Origin of the sequence: Pseudomonas sp. MEJ086, from assembly GCF_030209025.1 — a bacterium.
GTDB lineage: Bacteria > Pseudomonadota > Gammaproteobacteria > Pseudomonadales > Pseudomonadaceae > Aquipseudomonas > Aquipseudomonas fulva_A.
In genome coordinates this window covers 1-13,110 of sequence record NZ_JARVSV010000040.1, presented here as the reverse complement: position 1 = coordinate 13,110, position 13,110 = coordinate 1, and the positions used below count along the sequence as shown (strand labels likewise).

General features: G+C 64.4%; 15 protein-coding genes. 12 read left to right on the top strand and 3 right to left on the bottom strand.

The features are described 5' to 3' along the window. Positions 1–101: 101 nt before the first annotated feature. Both QRN22_RS23425 and fliK read right to left on the bottom strand, forming a co-directional pair. Positions 102–443, bottom strand: coding sequence for an EscU/YscU/HrcU family type III secretion system export apparatus switch protein (locus QRN22_RS23425; protein ID WP_042553972.1), 342 nt, complete (start codon positions 441–443; stop codon positions 102–104). Continuing rightward, positions 440–1,981, bottom strand: a complete 1,542-nt coding sequence (fliK, locus tag QRN22_RS23420) for a flagellar hook-length control protein FliK (RefSeq protein WP_042553973.1) — start codon at positions 1,979–1,981, stop codon at positions 440–442. Before fliK ends, QRN22_RS23425 begins: the two co-directional genes overlap by 4 nt. Before the next feature lie 130 nt (positions 1,982–2,111). Between fliK and ccmA the strand changes: the two genes are divergently transcribed. Genes ccmA through QRN22_RS23370 form a run of 10 tightly spaced genes read left to right on the top strand, consistent with a single transcriptional unit; the run spans position 2,112 to position 9,399 of the window. Next, a complete protein-coding gene (gene ccmA / locus QRN22_RS23415; protein ID WP_042553974.1) occupies positions 2,112–2,747 on the top strand; it encodes a cytochrome c biogenesis heme-transporting ATPase CcmA in 636 nt (211 codons plus the stop codon). Further along, positions 2,744–3,415, top strand: a complete 672-nt coding sequence (gene ccmB / locus QRN22_RS23410) for a heme exporter protein CcmB (RefSeq protein WP_042553975.1) — start codon at positions 2,744–2,746, stop codon at positions 3,413–3,415. Before ccmA ends, ccmB begins: the two co-directional genes overlap by 4 nt. Before the next feature lie 60 nt (positions 3,416–3,475). Next, on the top strand, positions 3,476–4,234 hold the full coding sequence (locus tag QRN22_RS23405; protein WP_179540077.1) for a heme ABC transporter permease: 759 nt from the start codon (positions 3,476–3,478) through the stop codon (positions 4,232–4,234). Continuing rightward, positions 4,231–4,407, top strand: coding sequence for a heme exporter protein CcmD (gene ccmD / locus QRN22_RS23400; protein WP_042553976.1), 177 nt, complete (start codon positions 4,231–4,233; stop codon positions 4,405–4,407). Before QRN22_RS23405 ends, ccmD begins: the two co-directional genes overlap by 4 nt. Beyond that, entirely contained in the window at positions 4,404–4,868 is a 465-nt protein-coding gene (gene ccmE, locus QRN22_RS23395) for a cytochrome c maturation protein CcmE (RefSeq protein WP_042553977.1), read from the top strand. The genes ccmD and ccmE overlap by 4 nt, the downstream gene beginning before the upstream one ends. Next, a complete protein-coding gene (locus tag QRN22_RS23390) occupies positions 4,865–6,838 on the top strand; it encodes a heme lyase CcmF/NrfE family subunit (protein WP_042553978.1) in 1,974 nt (657 codons plus the stop codon). Before ccmE ends, QRN22_RS23390 begins: the two co-directional genes overlap by 4 nt. After that, a complete protein-coding gene (locus tag QRN22_RS23385) occupies positions 6,835–7,371 on the top strand; it encodes a DsbE family thiol:disulfide interchange protein (protein ID WP_042553979.1) in 537 nt (178 codons plus the stop codon). The genes QRN22_RS23390 and QRN22_RS23385 overlap by 4 nt, the downstream gene beginning before the upstream one ends. Beyond that, on the top strand, positions 7,368–7,853 hold the full coding sequence (locus tag QRN22_RS23380) for a cytochrome c-type biogenesis protein (RefSeq protein ID WP_042553980.1): 486 nt from the start codon (positions 7,368–7,370) through the stop codon (positions 7,851–7,853). The genes QRN22_RS23385 and QRN22_RS23380 overlap by 4 nt, the downstream gene beginning before the upstream one ends. Further along, on the top strand, positions 7,850–9,052 hold the full coding sequence (gene ccmI, locus QRN22_RS23375) for a c-type cytochrome biogenesis protein CcmI (protein ID WP_042553981.1): 1,203 nt from the start codon (positions 7,850–7,852) through the stop codon (positions 9,050–9,052). Before QRN22_RS23380 ends, ccmI begins: the two co-directional genes overlap by 4 nt. Before the next feature lie 2 nt (positions 9,053–9,054). Then, positions 9,055–9,399, top strand: coding sequence for a hypothetical protein (locus QRN22_RS23370; protein ID WP_042553982.1), 345 nt, complete (start codon positions 9,055–9,057; stop codon positions 9,397–9,399). 575 nt (positions 9,400–9,974) lie between these two features. Here the strand turns inward: QRN22_RS23370 and QRN22_RS23365 are convergent. Next, positions 9,975–10,700: a siderophore-interacting protein gene (locus QRN22_RS23365; RefSeq protein ID WP_042554183.1), complete on the bottom strand. Its 726-nt coding sequence runs from the start codon at positions 10,698–10,700 to the stop codon at positions 9,975–9,977. Positions 10,701–10,911: 211 nt separating this feature from the next. Between QRN22_RS23365 and QRN22_RS23360 the strand changes: the two genes are divergently transcribed. Both QRN22_RS23360 and QRN22_RS23355 read left to right on the top strand, forming a co-directional pair. Next, on the top strand, positions 10,912–11,751 hold the full coding sequence (locus tag QRN22_RS23360) for an IclR family transcriptional regulator domain-containing protein (protein WP_042553983.1): 840 nt from the start codon (positions 10,912–10,914) through the stop codon (positions 11,749–11,751). Positions 11,752–11,982: 231 nt separating this feature from the next. Beyond that, a complete protein-coding gene (locus tag QRN22_RS23355) occupies positions 11,983–12,801 on the top strand; it encodes an SDR family oxidoreductase (protein ID WP_042553984.1) in 819 nt (272 codons plus the stop codon). Positions 12,802–13,110 lie beyond the last annotated feature (309 nt).

The window sequence follows — 13,110 nt, the reverse complement described above, 5'->3', positions numbered from 1 at the left end:
CCGCAACATCGCATCAGGACCAGGGATCGCCAGCAAGCTGGCTCCTACGTACAGCACGAATCGCCGCCTGCGTCGAGCGAAGCGACGTTCGGGGTGCCAGCTTAGCGTTTGCTACTCGTGCGCTCCGGTCCGCCGAGCAGCAGCGGGCCGTCTTTCGGCTTGCCGCGCGGATCGAAGCCGGCCGGGAACTTGCCTTTCAGGTACCAGGCGAACGCGATGATTTCGGCGATGCAGCGATACAGCTGCTCGGGGATCGCCTCGCCCAGTTCCAGCCGGGCCAGCAAGCGCACCAGCTCGGCATTCTCGTAGATCGGTACATCGTGGGCGCGGGCGATGGCGAGTATCGCTTCGGCGAGTTCGTCGTCGCCCTTGGCGCTGAGGTTGGGAGCGTTCTGGCCGTCGTAGGTGAGGGCGATGGCCTGACGGGGGGCTTTATTGCTCATGCGGTTTCATCGACCCAACGCTGTTCCAGTGAGGTTTTCGGGCCTTGCGGCGGCGTGCCCTGGCTACAGGCCAGGTCGCCGACGGTAAGGCCAGCTGCCACCAGGCGCTCACGCAGGTTGCCCAGTTCGCGGTCGATCAACCCCGCAGTGCTGGCACGCTCGGCCCAGAGTTGGCTGGACAGGCTGCCATGGGCCAGTTGCGCCTGGACCTGCAGTGGCCCCAACGGGTCCAGATCGAACGCCAGGTCGATACGCCAAAGCGCTTCCTTGGGATCCTGCTTGGCGGAGGGCGCAGGCTCTTCGTGCTGGATCTTCACCTGCAGGGGCACCAGTTCATGCTGGTTGCGCATGGGCACCTCGATCTGCCAGGTCGTCACCAGTGCACCGTCGGGCCCGGTCTGGCTCTGTGCCAGGCTGGACAACTGATGGGTCTGCAGGCGCGAGATGGCGGCAGCGGCCAGTTTCAGCAGCGCTTCCAGGTCGGCCTCGCCTTCCATCGCCTGCATCAGGCGGCTGGGCAGGGGGAAGCTCATGGCCTGCTGACGACCGCTGCTTTGGCCGATGTTGCCGAGAATGTTGCGGGCGAAGGCGGGCAGTGCCTGGGTCATGGCATTGGTCGACGCGGTGGCGGCAGCCAGAGGCGCGGAACCGGGCAGCAACGGCAGCAACTGGCTGACCAAGCGTAGCAGGTTGGCCTTCATGTCGGCGCCCAGTGCGCCAGGCTGGCCGGTCAGCAGTTTGCTTTCGAGAAACAGGCCGCTGTTTTCCAGCGCCTGCATCAAGCCCTTGCCGCTGCTCATCTGCTCGCCACTTGGCAGCCCACCCAGCAGCTTGTCGATGCTGCCGCGCAGGCCATCGGGCATGCCATCCTGGCCGCCCATGCCCTTCAAGGCTGCCAGCAAGCCTTCCAGCGAGCCTTGGCGGCTCTGCTGGTTACCGAGCTGTTGGAGCAGCGCCAGTTGATCGAGCCTGCCGCTCAATGGCAGGAACGCCAGGGACTGATCGCCCTGCACGCGCGCGCTGAGCAGGCTGCCGAGGGGCAGGTCGAGATGGGTTTCCAGGCTCAGCTTGCTGCCGGCCAGTGGTGTGTTGAGCAGGTTCACCAGCACCTTGTAGACGGTTTGTGCAGCCTGAGCGGGCAGGGCTTCGCGGGCGATGACCTTGCCCTGCAGCAGGGTACCGACGGGCAATTGTTCGAGGTCGATACTGGTCAGCGGTTTACCGCCGGCGAGTACTGCCAGCGCCAGGCGCGTATCGGAAAGCGCCGTCACCGCCAGCGCCGTGCCCTGGGCGATGGGTTGCGGGCTGCTGGCCTGCAGCGTAGCCTGGCGACCGTTTTCCAGGGTGACGCGCAGCATCAGCTGGAAGTTCTGCGACACTTCCTTGAGGCCCACCACTTCTGCCTTGGCACTCTCGCCGCTGCTCATCAGGCCGTCGAGGGGCTGCAGAAGCTTTACCGCCAGGTCGGCAGCGTTGACTGGCGGCCTGTTGGCGGGAGCCGCTGCGGCGATAGGACGCGATCCACTGATCTCGGTCATTAAGTCTCATACTCTGTAGCCAAAAGCGCACTGCGAGTGGGCCTATTGGGCATGTATAATTCCGGCCACTTCAATGTCCGCATCATTATAGCGGCCACATTCGTCTCGACTTGAACCAGGTGTCCGCGCTGTGAGCAGTCCCTTTCTCGAAGCCATGGCACTTTCCTGCGAACGGGATTGGCGCCTGCTGTTCGAGAACCTCGATATTCAGCTGGACGCCGGGCAGATGCTACAGGTATCGGGCCCCAACGGCAGCGGCAAGACCAGCCTGCTGCGCGTGCTCGCCGGATTGAGACAACCCACTTCAGGGCAAATTCGCCTGAAGGGCCAGCCCCTGACCAGCCGCAGCGGCGATCTGGCCAGTGATCTGCTGTGGATCGGCCATGCCGCTGGCATCAAGGGTTTGCTCAGTGCCGAGGAAAATCTCGCCTGGCTGTGCGCCCTGCATCGCCCTGCGAGCCGTGAGCAGATCTGGCAGGCGCTGGAGTCGGTGGGGCTGCGCGGCTTCGAAGATGTGCCCTGTCACACCCTCTCGGCCGGCCAGCAACGCCGTGTGGCACTGGCGCGGCTTTATCTCGATGGCCCGCCGCTGTGGGTTCTCGACGAGCCTTTCACCGCTCTGGACAAGCACGCCGTCAGCCAACTGGAGGACCATCTGGCTGCGCATTGCCAGCAGGGTGGCCTGGTGATTCTGACCACCCACCATACGTTGAGCCGCATGCCAGCGAGTTACCGCGATCTTGATCTGGGACAGCATGCCGCATGAGTAGCGTATTTATGCTGCTGGCCGTGCGCGAGGCGCGACTGCTGTGTCGGCGCCCTGCAGAGCTGGCCAACCCACTGGTGTTTTTCGCTATCGTCATCGCCCTGTTTCCGTTGGCTGTCGGCCCGCAAACGCAACTGCTGCAAAGCCTTTCACCCGGCCTGATGTGGGTAGCGGCCTTGCTGGCGGTGTTGCTCTCCCTCGACGGCCTGTTTCGCAGCGATTTCGAGGACGGCTCCCTCGAACAGTGGGTGCTTTCCTCGCACCCGTTGCCGTTGCTGGTGCTGGCCAAGGTCTGCGCGCACTGGCTGTTTTCCGGCCTGGCCCTGGTGCTGCTGTCACCCTTGCTGGCCCTCATGCTCGGGCTGCCGGTGCGCTGCATGCCGGTGCTGCTCGCGTCGTTGCTGCTCGGCACGCCCATCCTCAGCCTGCTCGGCGCGGTCGGCGCCGCCCTTACCGTGGGCCTGAAACGCGGCGGGCTGCTGCTGGCACTGCTGATTTTACCCTTGTACATCCCGGTGCTGATTCTTGGCAGCGGGGCCTTGCAGGCGAGCCTGCAGGGGCTGCCGGTGGCGGGTCATCTGTTATGGCTGGCCAGCCTCACCGCATTGGCAGTAACCCTGACGCCTTTCGCCATTGCCGCTGGCCTGACCATCAGTGTCGGCGAATGATTCAACCGTGCTACCGAGGATGGCCAGCGATGGCCCCTACCTCGGAGAATGATGAGTGACCTGATGAATTGGACATGGTTTCACAAGTTGGGCTCGCCCAAATGGTTCTACGAGATCAGTGGCCGCTGGCTGCCCGGGCTGGCGATCGCCGCTGCCGTGCTGCTGGTCGTGGGTACGGTCTGGGGCCTGGCCTTCGCGCCGCCCGATTACCAGCAGGGCAACAGTTTCCGGATCATCTACATCCACGTGCCCGCGGCGTTCCTGGCCCAGTCGATCTACGTGATGCTGGCCGTGGCCGGCGTGGTCGGTCTGGTCTGGAAGATGAAACTGGCCGATGTCGCCCTGCAGCAGGCTGCCCCCGTCGGCGCCTGGATGACCGCCATCGCGCTGATCACCGGCGCGGTGTGGGGCAAGCCGACCTGGGGGACCTACTGGATCTGGGATGCGCGCCTGACCTCTATGTTGATCCTGCTGTTCCTGTATTTCGGCGTGATCGCCCTCGGCCAGGCGATCAGCAACCGCGACAGCGCCGCTAAGGCCTGTGCCGTGCTGGCGGTGGTCGGGGTGATCAACATTCCGATCATCAAGTACTCGGTGGAGTGGTGGAACACCCTGCATCAGCCGGCCACCTTCAGCGTTATCGACAAGCCGGCGATGCCCATGCAGATGTGGCTGCCACTGCTGATCATGGTGCTGGGCTTCTACTGCTTCTTCGCCGCCGTGCTGCTGATGCGCATGCGCCTCGAAGTGTTGCGCCGGGAAGCGCGCAGCAGCTGGGTGAAGGCCGAGATTCGCGCGCTGGTGGAGGGTAAACGATGAGCTTCGCGTCATTCGCCGACTTCCTCGCCATGGGTAACCACGGTGCCTATGTATGGTCGGCCTACGGTATCTGCCTGGCCGTGCTGGCGCTCAACGTGGTGCTGCCGCTGCGTGCGCGGCGTCGCCACCTGCAGGACGAGGCGCGTCGTATGCGTCGGGAGGAATCACGTTGAACGCTGTTCGCAAGAAACGCCTGTTCATCGTTCTGGCCATCGTCGCCGGGGTTGGTATTGCCGTGGCGCTGGCTCTGAGCGCGCTGCAGCAGAACATCAACCTGTTCTATACGCCGACGCAGATCGCCAATGGTGACGTGCCACACGACACCCGCATTCGTGCTGGCGGCCTGGTTGAGAAGGGCTCGGTGAAACGTTCCAGCGACTCTCTGCAGACCGACTTCGTGGTTACCGATGGCGTGGCGCGGGTGACCATCCGCTTTCACGGCATTTTGCCGGACCTGTTTCGCGAGGGGCAGGGTATCGTCGCCATGGGCAAGGTCGACGACAGCGGCATGCTGCTCGCCGACGAAGTGCTGGCCAAGCACGACGAGAATTACATGCCGCCGGAGGTCAAGCAGGCCCTGGAGCAGAGTGGCATGAACAAGCACTACGAGAAGGCCGGGGAGGCCGCGCGATGATTCCCGAACTTGGCCATCTGGCAATGATCCTGGCGCTGTGCCTGGCCCTGGTGCAGTCCACGCTGCCGCTGATCGGCGCCTGGCGCGGCGACCGGCAATGGATGAGCCTGGCGCAGCCGGCCGCCTGGGGGCAGTTCGCCTTTCTGACGTTCGCCTTCGCCTGTCTTACCTATTCCTTCATGGTCGACGATTTCTCGGTGGCCTACGTGGCGCAGAACTCCAATACCGCGCTGCCCTGGTATTACAAGTTCAGCGCGGTATGGGGCGCCCACGAGGGTTCACTGCTGCTCTGGGCGCTGATCCTCGGTGGCTGGACCTTCGCCGTGGCGATCTTTTCCCGACAGCTGCCGGAAGAGATGCTCGCCCGGGTGCTGGGTGTGATGGGCATCATCAGCGTCGGTTTCCTGCTGTTTCTGATCATCACGTCCAACCCGTTCACCCGCCTGCTGCCGAACGTGCCCGCCGATGGTCGCGATCTCAATCCGCTGCTGCAGGATTTCGGCCTGATCATTCACCCGCCGATGCTCTACATGGGCTATGTGGGTTTCTCCGTGGCCTTCGCCTTCGCCATTGCCGCACTGCTTGGCGGCAAGCTGGACGCCGCCTGGGCGCGCTGGTCACGGCCCTGGACCATCGTCGCCTGGGCCTTTCTGGGCATCGGCATCGCCCTGGGCTCCTGGTGGGCCTACTACGAACTGGGCTGGGGCGGCTGGTGGTTCTGGGATCCGGTGGAGAACGCCTCGTTCATGCCCTGGCTGGTCGGCACCGCGCTGATCCACTCCCTCGCCGTGACCGAAAAGCGCGGGGTATTCAAGAGCTGGACGGTGTTGCTCGCCATTGCCGCGTTCTCCCTGAGCCTGCTGGGTACCTTCCTGGTTCGCTCCGGTGTGCTGACTTCGGTGCACGCGTTCGCCAGCGACCCGGAGCGGGGCGTGTTCATTCTCGCGTTTCTGCTGCTGGTGGTCGGCGGCTCGCTGACCCTGTTCGCCCTGCGCGCCCCCGTGGTGCGCAGCCAGGTCGGCTTCAGCCTGTGGTCGCGGGAAACCCTGTTGCTGGCCAACAACCTGATTCTGGTGGTGGCCGCTTCTATGATCCTGCTCGGCACCCTCTATCCGCTGGTGCTGGATGCCCTGAGCGGCGCCAAACTGTCGGTCGGCCCGCCTTACTTCAACGCGCTGTTCGTGCCCTTGATGGGCTTGCTGATGGCGGTACTCGCGGTTGGCGTCTTGGTGCGCTGGAAGGACACGCCGCTGCGTTGGCTGCTCGGCATGCTCGCGCCGGTGCTGGTCGCCAGTGTGGTAGTGGCGCTGCTGGCCAGCTGGCTGTGGGGTGATTTTAACTGGGCGGTGCTCGGGGTCTGCCTGCTGGCCGCCTGGGTGGTGCTGGCCGGGCTGCGCGACATTCACGACAAGACCCGTCACAAGGGCCTGTTCAAGGGCATGGCCAGCCTGGGTCGCAGCTACTGGGGCATGCAGCTGGCGCACCTGGGCCTGGCGGTGTGCGCGCTGGGGGTGATCCTCACCAGCCTTGGCAGCTTCGAGCGTGACATGCGTATGGCGCCGGGCGATGCCGTGGAGCTGGGCGGCTACCGGTTCGTGTTCGAAGGTGCGGCGCATCACGAGGGGCCGAACTTCATCTCCGACCGCGGTACGGTACGGGTCTTCGAAGGGGAGCGGCAGATCGCCTTGCTGCACCCGGAAAAACGCCTGTACACCGTGCAGCAATCGGTGATGACCGAAGCCGGCATCGACGCCGGCCTGACCCGCGATCTCTTCGTCGCGCTCGGCGAGCCGCTGGAGCAGGGCGCCTGGGCCGTGCGCGTGCACATCAAGCCCTTCGTGCGCTGGATCTGGCTGGGTGCCCTGATGATGGGCTTTGGCGGCTTTCTCGCCGCCGCCGACAAACGCTACCGGATGAAGGTCAAGACGCGCGTCCGTGACGCCCTTGGCCTGCAGGAGGCACGAGCATGAGACGGCTGATTCTGTTGCTACCGCTGGTGATCTTTCTCGGCGTGGCGGTGTTTCTGTACCGCGGCCTGTTTCTCGACCCTGCCGAGCTGCCGTCGGCGCTGATCGACAAGCCTTTTCCTGCGTTCTCCCTGCCAGCAGTGCAGGGCCACCAACTGATCACCCAGGAAAACCTGCTGGGCAAGCCTTCGCTGGTCAACGTCTGGGCCACCTGGTGCGTCGCCTGCAAGGTCGAGCACCCGGTGCTCAACAAACTGGCCGCCCTGGGCGTGACCATCCATGGCGTCAACTACAAGGACGACAACGCTGCCGCGCAGAAATGGCTGAGCGATTTCCACGATCCTTATCAGCTAAACATCAGCGATCCGAAGGGCACGCTGGGCCTCGATCTGGGCGTGTACGGCGCGCCGGAGACCTTCTTCGTCGACGCCAAGGGCATCATCCGTCACAAGTTCGTCGGCGTGATCGACGAGGCGATCTGGCGTGAGAAGCTCGCGCCGCTGTACCAGCAGATGGTCGACGAGGCCGGGCGATGAAGCGCCTGTTGATCGGGCTGAGCCTGTTGCTGGTGCTGGTCGGTGTCGCCCACGCGGCCATCGATACCTACGAGTTCGCCAGTGAGGCCGAACGCGCCCGCTACCGCCAACTCACCGAAGAACTGCGCTGCCCGAAATGCCAGAACCAGAACATTGCCGATTCCGACGCGCCGATCGCCATGGACCTGCGTGCCGAGATCTACCGCAAGCTGGAGGCGGGTGACAGCAATGCGCAGATCATCGATTACCTGGTCGCCCGTTATGGCGATTTCGTGCTCTACAAGCCGCCGGTCACCCGCCGCACGCTGTTGCTCTGGTATGGCCCGGCAGCGCTTCTGGTCGGTGGCTTCGTGCTGCTCGGGGTGATCGTCCTGCGCCGTCGCAAGGCTGGCGGGGAGGTCTCCACCGGTATGTCGAGCGATGAACAGCAACGTTTGGCGCAGCTGCTCGAGCAGGCGCCTCTGGATAAGAAAGAGCCATGATCGAATTCTGGTTGTCCGCCGGGCTGCTGTGTCTGCTCGCCGTGAGTTTTCTGCTGGTCCCGCTCCTTCGCGGTCGCAAGGTTCAAACCGAGGAGGATCGCACCGCCCTGAACGTCACCCTGTACCAGGAGCGCCTGCGCGAGCTGGAGCAGCAGCACCAGGCCGGAACGCTGGATGACGCCCGATTGCAAACGGCCCGTGACGAGGCCGCGCGTGAGCTGATTGCCGATACCGAAGGCAGCGGTGAGACGAAGGCTGGGCGCCTGGGGCGCACCGTGCCGCTGATCGCCGCCGTGCTGGTTCCGCTGCTTGGCGTGCTGCTCTATGCGCAGTGGGGCGCTATTGGCGAGGTCGAGCGGGCGCGGACCTTCACTGGCGAGCCGCGCAGCATCGAGGAAATGACCGCGCGCCTGGAGCAGGCCGTGCAAGGCAACCCGGAGTCCCCAGAGGGCTGGTACTTCCTGGGTCGCAGCTACATGGCGCAGGAGCGCCCGGCGGATGCAGCGCGCGCGTTCGAGCAGGCGGTAAAGGTCGCTGGTCGCGAGCCCGAGCTGCTTGGGCAGTGGGCTCAGGCGCTGTACTTTGCCGATAATAAACAGTGGACCGCGCAACTGGATGCGCTGACCGGCGAAGCCTTGAAGGCCGACCCGGAAGAAGTCACCAGCCTGGGCTTGCTGGGCATCGCCGCTTACGAGGAGCAGCGCTTTCAGGACGCCATCGGCTACTGGGAACGCCTCGTCGCGATCTTGCCCGAGGGCGATCCGTCCCGTCAGGCAATCGCTGGCGGCATCGCTCGTGCCCGTCAGGAAATCGACCCGCAAGCCGGCGCTGCCGCCACCGCGCAGACGCCGGAAATCGGCAGCCTGCAGGTGCGTGTCGAACTGGCGGATGCGCTGCGTGACAAGGTGCAGCCGGGCGACACGGTGTTCGTCTTCGCCCGTGCTGCGTCCGGGCCGCCCATGCCGTTGGCGGTCAAGCGCCTGAGCGTGGCCGATCTGCCAGCGCAGGTCAGCCTCTCGGACAGCGATGCGATGATGCCGCAACTGAAACTTTCCGCGTTCGACCAGGTTCAACTGGTAGCGCGCATTTCGCGCGCCGGCGATGCGAAGAGCGGCGAGTGGGTCGGCCAGGGGCAACCGTTGTCCAGCACCACCCAGACCGTGCAACGCCTGATCATCGATAGCGCTGACGGCAAATAACCATGAATAAACTGATGTCGGCTGCCCTTGCGGCCACCCTGTTGAGCCTCACCGGCTGTACCTTTCACAGCCCCGCACCCGGTACCGATGGCCCCTCGGCACCTGCTGGCTCACCACCAGCCAGCAAATCCCACCCGCGCTTCGCACCGCCGCCGGGCGTCTCCAGCCATTGGGATGGCGGTTTGGGGGTCTATGTCGTCGACTCCGAGCGGGACACCTACTACCGCGAGCGCACCTTCTACCGCTGGAGCGATGGCTGGAGCTGGGCTGGCACCTTGCAGGGCCCATGGCAAACCGTGGACAGCAGCGGCGTACCCCCAGCCCTCTACCGGCATCACGCCCAGTAAGCGTCGCCTTCGACGCGGTATCCGACGCCGCGTGAACATCAGCCGCTACCGCGTTGAATGGCTTGGTGGGTCGATGAAGCGTGACCCACCCTACGGTCGTAGGAGCCTGCTTTCGGGCGATGCAATGGCAGGTGCCCAGCCACTGCGATGGTGAATGGCTTGGTGGGTCGATGAAGCGCGACCCACCCTACGGCCCGTAGGAGCCCGCTTGCGGGCGATGCAATGGCGGGTATCCAGCCACTGCGATGGTGGATGGCTTGGTGGGTCGATAAAGCGTGACCCACGCTACGGCCCGTAGAAGCCCGCTTGCGGGCGATGCGATTGTAGGTATCCAGCCACTGCGATGGTGAGTGGCTTGGTGGGTCGATGAAGCGTGACCCACCCTACGGCCCGTAGGAGCCCGCTTGCGGGCGATGCGATTGTAGGTATCCAGCCACTGCGATGGTGAGTGGCTTGGTGGGTCGATGAAGCGCGACCCACCCTACGGCCCGTAGGAGCCCGCTTGCGGGCGATGCAATAGATAGGTGTCCAGCGGCGTAGGGTGGGCTTCAGCCCACCAACACTGGCGTTTCGCATCAGGCGTCATCCCGCCGCCAGTACCCCGCCGCCTTGATGCGTTTCTCATCGATCTCCTGCTCTTCGATCAGCATGCGACGAACCTTGCGGGACTGATTGGCCTCGCAGGCGACCCAGGCGTACAGCTCGCCTTCAGGCTTGCGCAACGCGCGCGCGGCGTCGAGCAGACTGCGTTCGCCGCGAATCAGCCAGTGCAGTTGCACCTCGGCCGCGCTGGGCAATCGCTGTTTTTCCGCCTCGTTCTCGATCTCCACCAGCACCGTCGCCTTGCGCCCTGGTGTAAACGCCTCCAGCCATCGACCAATGGCGGGCAGGGCGGTTTCGTCGCCGATCAGCAGGTAGGCATCGAAGATATCCGGCACCACCAGAGAGCTCCGTGGCCCGGCGATATACAACTGCTGCCCCGGCTGCACCTGACTCGCCCAGGTGGAAGCAGGCCCGTCGCCGTGCAGGACGAAGTCCACGTCCAGTTCACCAGCCTGCGGGTCGTGGCGGCGCGGCGTGTAGTCCCGCGTTAACGGTCGTTCGCCATCGCAGCCCGCCAGAAAATCATCGAGGCGGCGTTGTTCGTCTTCGTTGTGTGCGAACAGTAGCTTGATGTGGTCATCCGCAGCGGCGGAAACGAAACCCTCGAGCGCCTCGCCAGTGAAGGTAACGCGGCGCATGCGTGGGGTGACATCCGCTACCCGTGCCACCGTCAGGCAGCGGCGGGCGGTGGGGTGCATCACCCGCTCGATGATCTTGGCCCTGGAGGTCACTCGTCTCACTCCTTTTTCCTAGAGGCATGACTTGCTCTGCCAGTGACAGTCTCGCTGTCACCGAGTGCCAGTTTTGAGCCTCGAATACAGGGGCAAGCTCAGGATCGCTGCCGATTGCCTTGCGATTATCGCACCGCAGTTCGATAATCGCGCATATCGTCAGGATGAGTTGATAGCCATGACCGAATCCCGTTCCCTGCCAAGCCCGATGGCGCCACCGATCATTGCATCGCCGGCTAAGCGTATCGAAGCGTTCACGGGCGATCCGAATTTCATGACTTCGCTCGCGCGCGGGCTGGCGGTCATTCATGCCTTTCAGGAGCGCAAGCGCCACCTGACCATCGCGCAGATCAGCCACCGTACCGAGATTCCCCGTGCCGCCGTGCGCCGCTGCCTGCACACCCTGATGAAGCTGGGCTACGTGACCACCGACGGGCGGGTCTATTCGCTACTGCCCAAGGTGCTGACGCTGGGCCACGCCTATCTGTCCTCGACGCCCATGGCGGTCACTGCCCAGCCGATCCTCGACCGGCTCAGCGAGCAACTGCACGAAGCCTGCTCCATGGCCACGCTGGAGGGCGACGAGATTCTCTACATCGCCCGTTCGGCCACGCCGCAGCGGCTCATCTCCGTTGACCTCAGCGTGGGTAGCCGGCTGCCGGCGTATTGCACGTCCATGGGCCGCATCCTGCTTGCAGCCTTGGGAGATGCGGCGCTGGACGATTACCTGAGCCATGCCGACCTGCAGGTAAAGACCAGCCGCACCCTGCACACGGCGGAAGACCTGCGCGCCAATATCGAGGAGATTCGCCGTCAGGGGTGGGTAATCATCGATCAGGAGCTGGAAGTCAGCCTGCGCTCCATCGCTGTACCGCTCAAGGATTCTGCCGGCCAGGTGCTGGCAGCGCTGAATGTCGGTACCCACGTTGGCCGCGTTTCGCGACAGGAGCTGGAGAATCGTTTCCTGCCGATCCTGCTGGAAGCCAGCCATGAGCTGAGTACGCGGCTGTTTCAGTGACGTGAAAAACACTCCCGGGTGTCGCGGCGCTCGACCCCGGCTACGTGCGAGCAACCGTCGGAATGGCGGCCTGGGTCGAGCGAAGCGATACCAACGACATGACCGACACACGATCTCCCCGCCATACCCGGCCCGCGGTCTGCCCATTCAACAGGCTGATGATGGCTGGGGCCTGGGTTTGCCTTCGCTACACTCGGGCTGTCTTTCATTGGCCAGCAGGGCAGGTTGCGTATGCACAATCGCATGATGATCACGGGTGCCGGGTCCGGTTTGGGGCGTGAGATCGCGCTGCGTTGGGCCCGTGAGGGCTGGCGCCTGGCGCTGTCGGACGTCAACGATGCGGGGCTGGCTGAGACCCTGAAGCTGGTACGTAACGCCGGCGGGGAAGGTTTCACCCTACGCTGTGACGTGCGCGATTACAGCCAGCTCACCGCGTTCGCTCAGGCGTGCGAAGAGAAGCTGGGTGGCATCGATATCATCGTCAACAACGCCGGTGTCGCCTCGGGCGGCTTCTTCGCCGAGCTGTCCCTCGAAGACTGGGATTGGCAACTGGCGATCAACCTGATGGGCGTGGTGAAAGGCTGCAAAGCCTTCCTGCCGCTGCTCGAACGCAGCCAGGGGCGTATCGTCAACATCGCTTCGATGGCGGCACTGATGCAGGGGCCGGGCATGAGCAACTACAACGTCGCCAAAGCTGGCGTGGTGGCGTTGTCGGAGAGCCTGCTGGTCGAGCTCAAACCGCTGCAGGTTGGCGTGCACGTGGTGTGTCCGTCGTTCTTCCAGACCAACCTGCTCGATTCCTTCCGCGGCCCTACGCCTGCCATGAAGGCTCAGGTCGGCAAGCTGCTGGAGAGCTCGCCGATCAATGCCGAATTCATCGCCGATTACATCTTCCAGGCGGTGGCCGACGGGCAGTTCATGATCCTGCCCCACGAGCAGGGCCGCCAGGCCTGGGCGCTGAAACAGAAGAACCCGCAACTGCTCTATGACGAAATGACGCTCATGTGCGAAAAGATGCGCGCCAAGGCAACTGGTCACAGAGAATCCTGAAGCCCTACGCAACCGTACCGCCGCAACCCTGCAGGAGCCCGCTTGCAGGCGATGCGGTCTTAGCCGCCATGCAATGGCCAGCAATCGCCAGCAAGCTGGCTCCTACAAAGGACCAGCCCCTGCCGCCCGCGGCACCGCCATGTAGGGACCAGCCCCTGCCGCCCGCAGCACCGCCATGTAGGAGCCCGCTTGCGGGCGATGCGGTCGTAGCCGTTATGCAATCGTGCGCCATGGCCTCCAATGCCAGCAAGGATCAGCCCCTGTCGTCCACGGCACCGCCATGTAGGAGCCCGCTTGCGGGCGATGCGA

Excerpts from the sequence above, each read along its gene's own strand:
- QRN22_RS23365 (WP_042554183.1), bottom strand. The coding sequence starts at position 10,700 with ATGCACCCCACCGCCCGCCGCTGCCTGACGGTGGCACGGGTAGCGGAT.
- ccmD (WP_042553976.1), top strand. The coding sequence starts at position 4,231 with ATGAGCTTCGCGTCATTCGCCGACTTCCTCGCCATGGGTAACCACGGT.
- ccmI (WP_042553981.1), top strand. The coding sequence starts at position 7,850 with ATGATCGAATTCTGGTTGTCCGCCGGGCTGCTGTGTCTGCTCGCCGTG.
- ccmB (WP_042553975.1), top strand. The coding sequence starts at position 2,744 with ATGAGTAGCGTATTTATGCTGCTGGCCGTGCGCGAGGCGCGACTGCTG.
- QRN22_RS23380 (WP_042553980.1), top strand. The coding sequence starts at position 7,368 with ATGAAGCGCCTGTTGATCGGGCTGAGCCTGTTGCTGGTGCTGGTCGGT.
- QRN22_RS23370 (WP_042553982.1), top strand. The coding sequence starts at position 9,055 with ATGAATAAACTGATGTCGGCTGCCCTTGCGGCCACCCTGTTGAGCCTC.
- fliK (WP_042553973.1), bottom strand. The coding sequence starts at position 1,981 with ATGACCGAGATCAGTGGATCGCGTCCTATCGCCGCAGCGGCTCCCGCC.
- QRN22_RS23360 (WP_042553983.1), top strand. The coding sequence starts at position 10,912 with ATGACCGAATCCCGTTCCCTGCCAAGCCCGATGGCGCCACCGATCATT.
- QRN22_RS23425 (WP_042553972.1), bottom strand. The coding sequence starts at position 443 with ATGAGCAATAAAGCCCCCCGTCAGGCCATCGCCCTCACCTACGACGGC.
- QRN22_RS23390 (WP_042553978.1), top strand. The coding sequence starts at position 4,865 with ATGATTCCCGAACTTGGCCATCTGGCAATGATCCTGGCGCTGTGCCTG.
- QRN22_RS23385 (WP_042553979.1), top strand. The coding sequence starts at position 6,835 with ATGAGACGGCTGATTCTGTTGCTACCGCTGGTGATCTTTCTCGGCGTG.
- QRN22_RS23355 (WP_042553984.1), top strand. The coding sequence starts at position 11,983 with ATGCACAATCGCATGATGATCACGGGTGCCGGGTCCGGTTTGGGGCGT.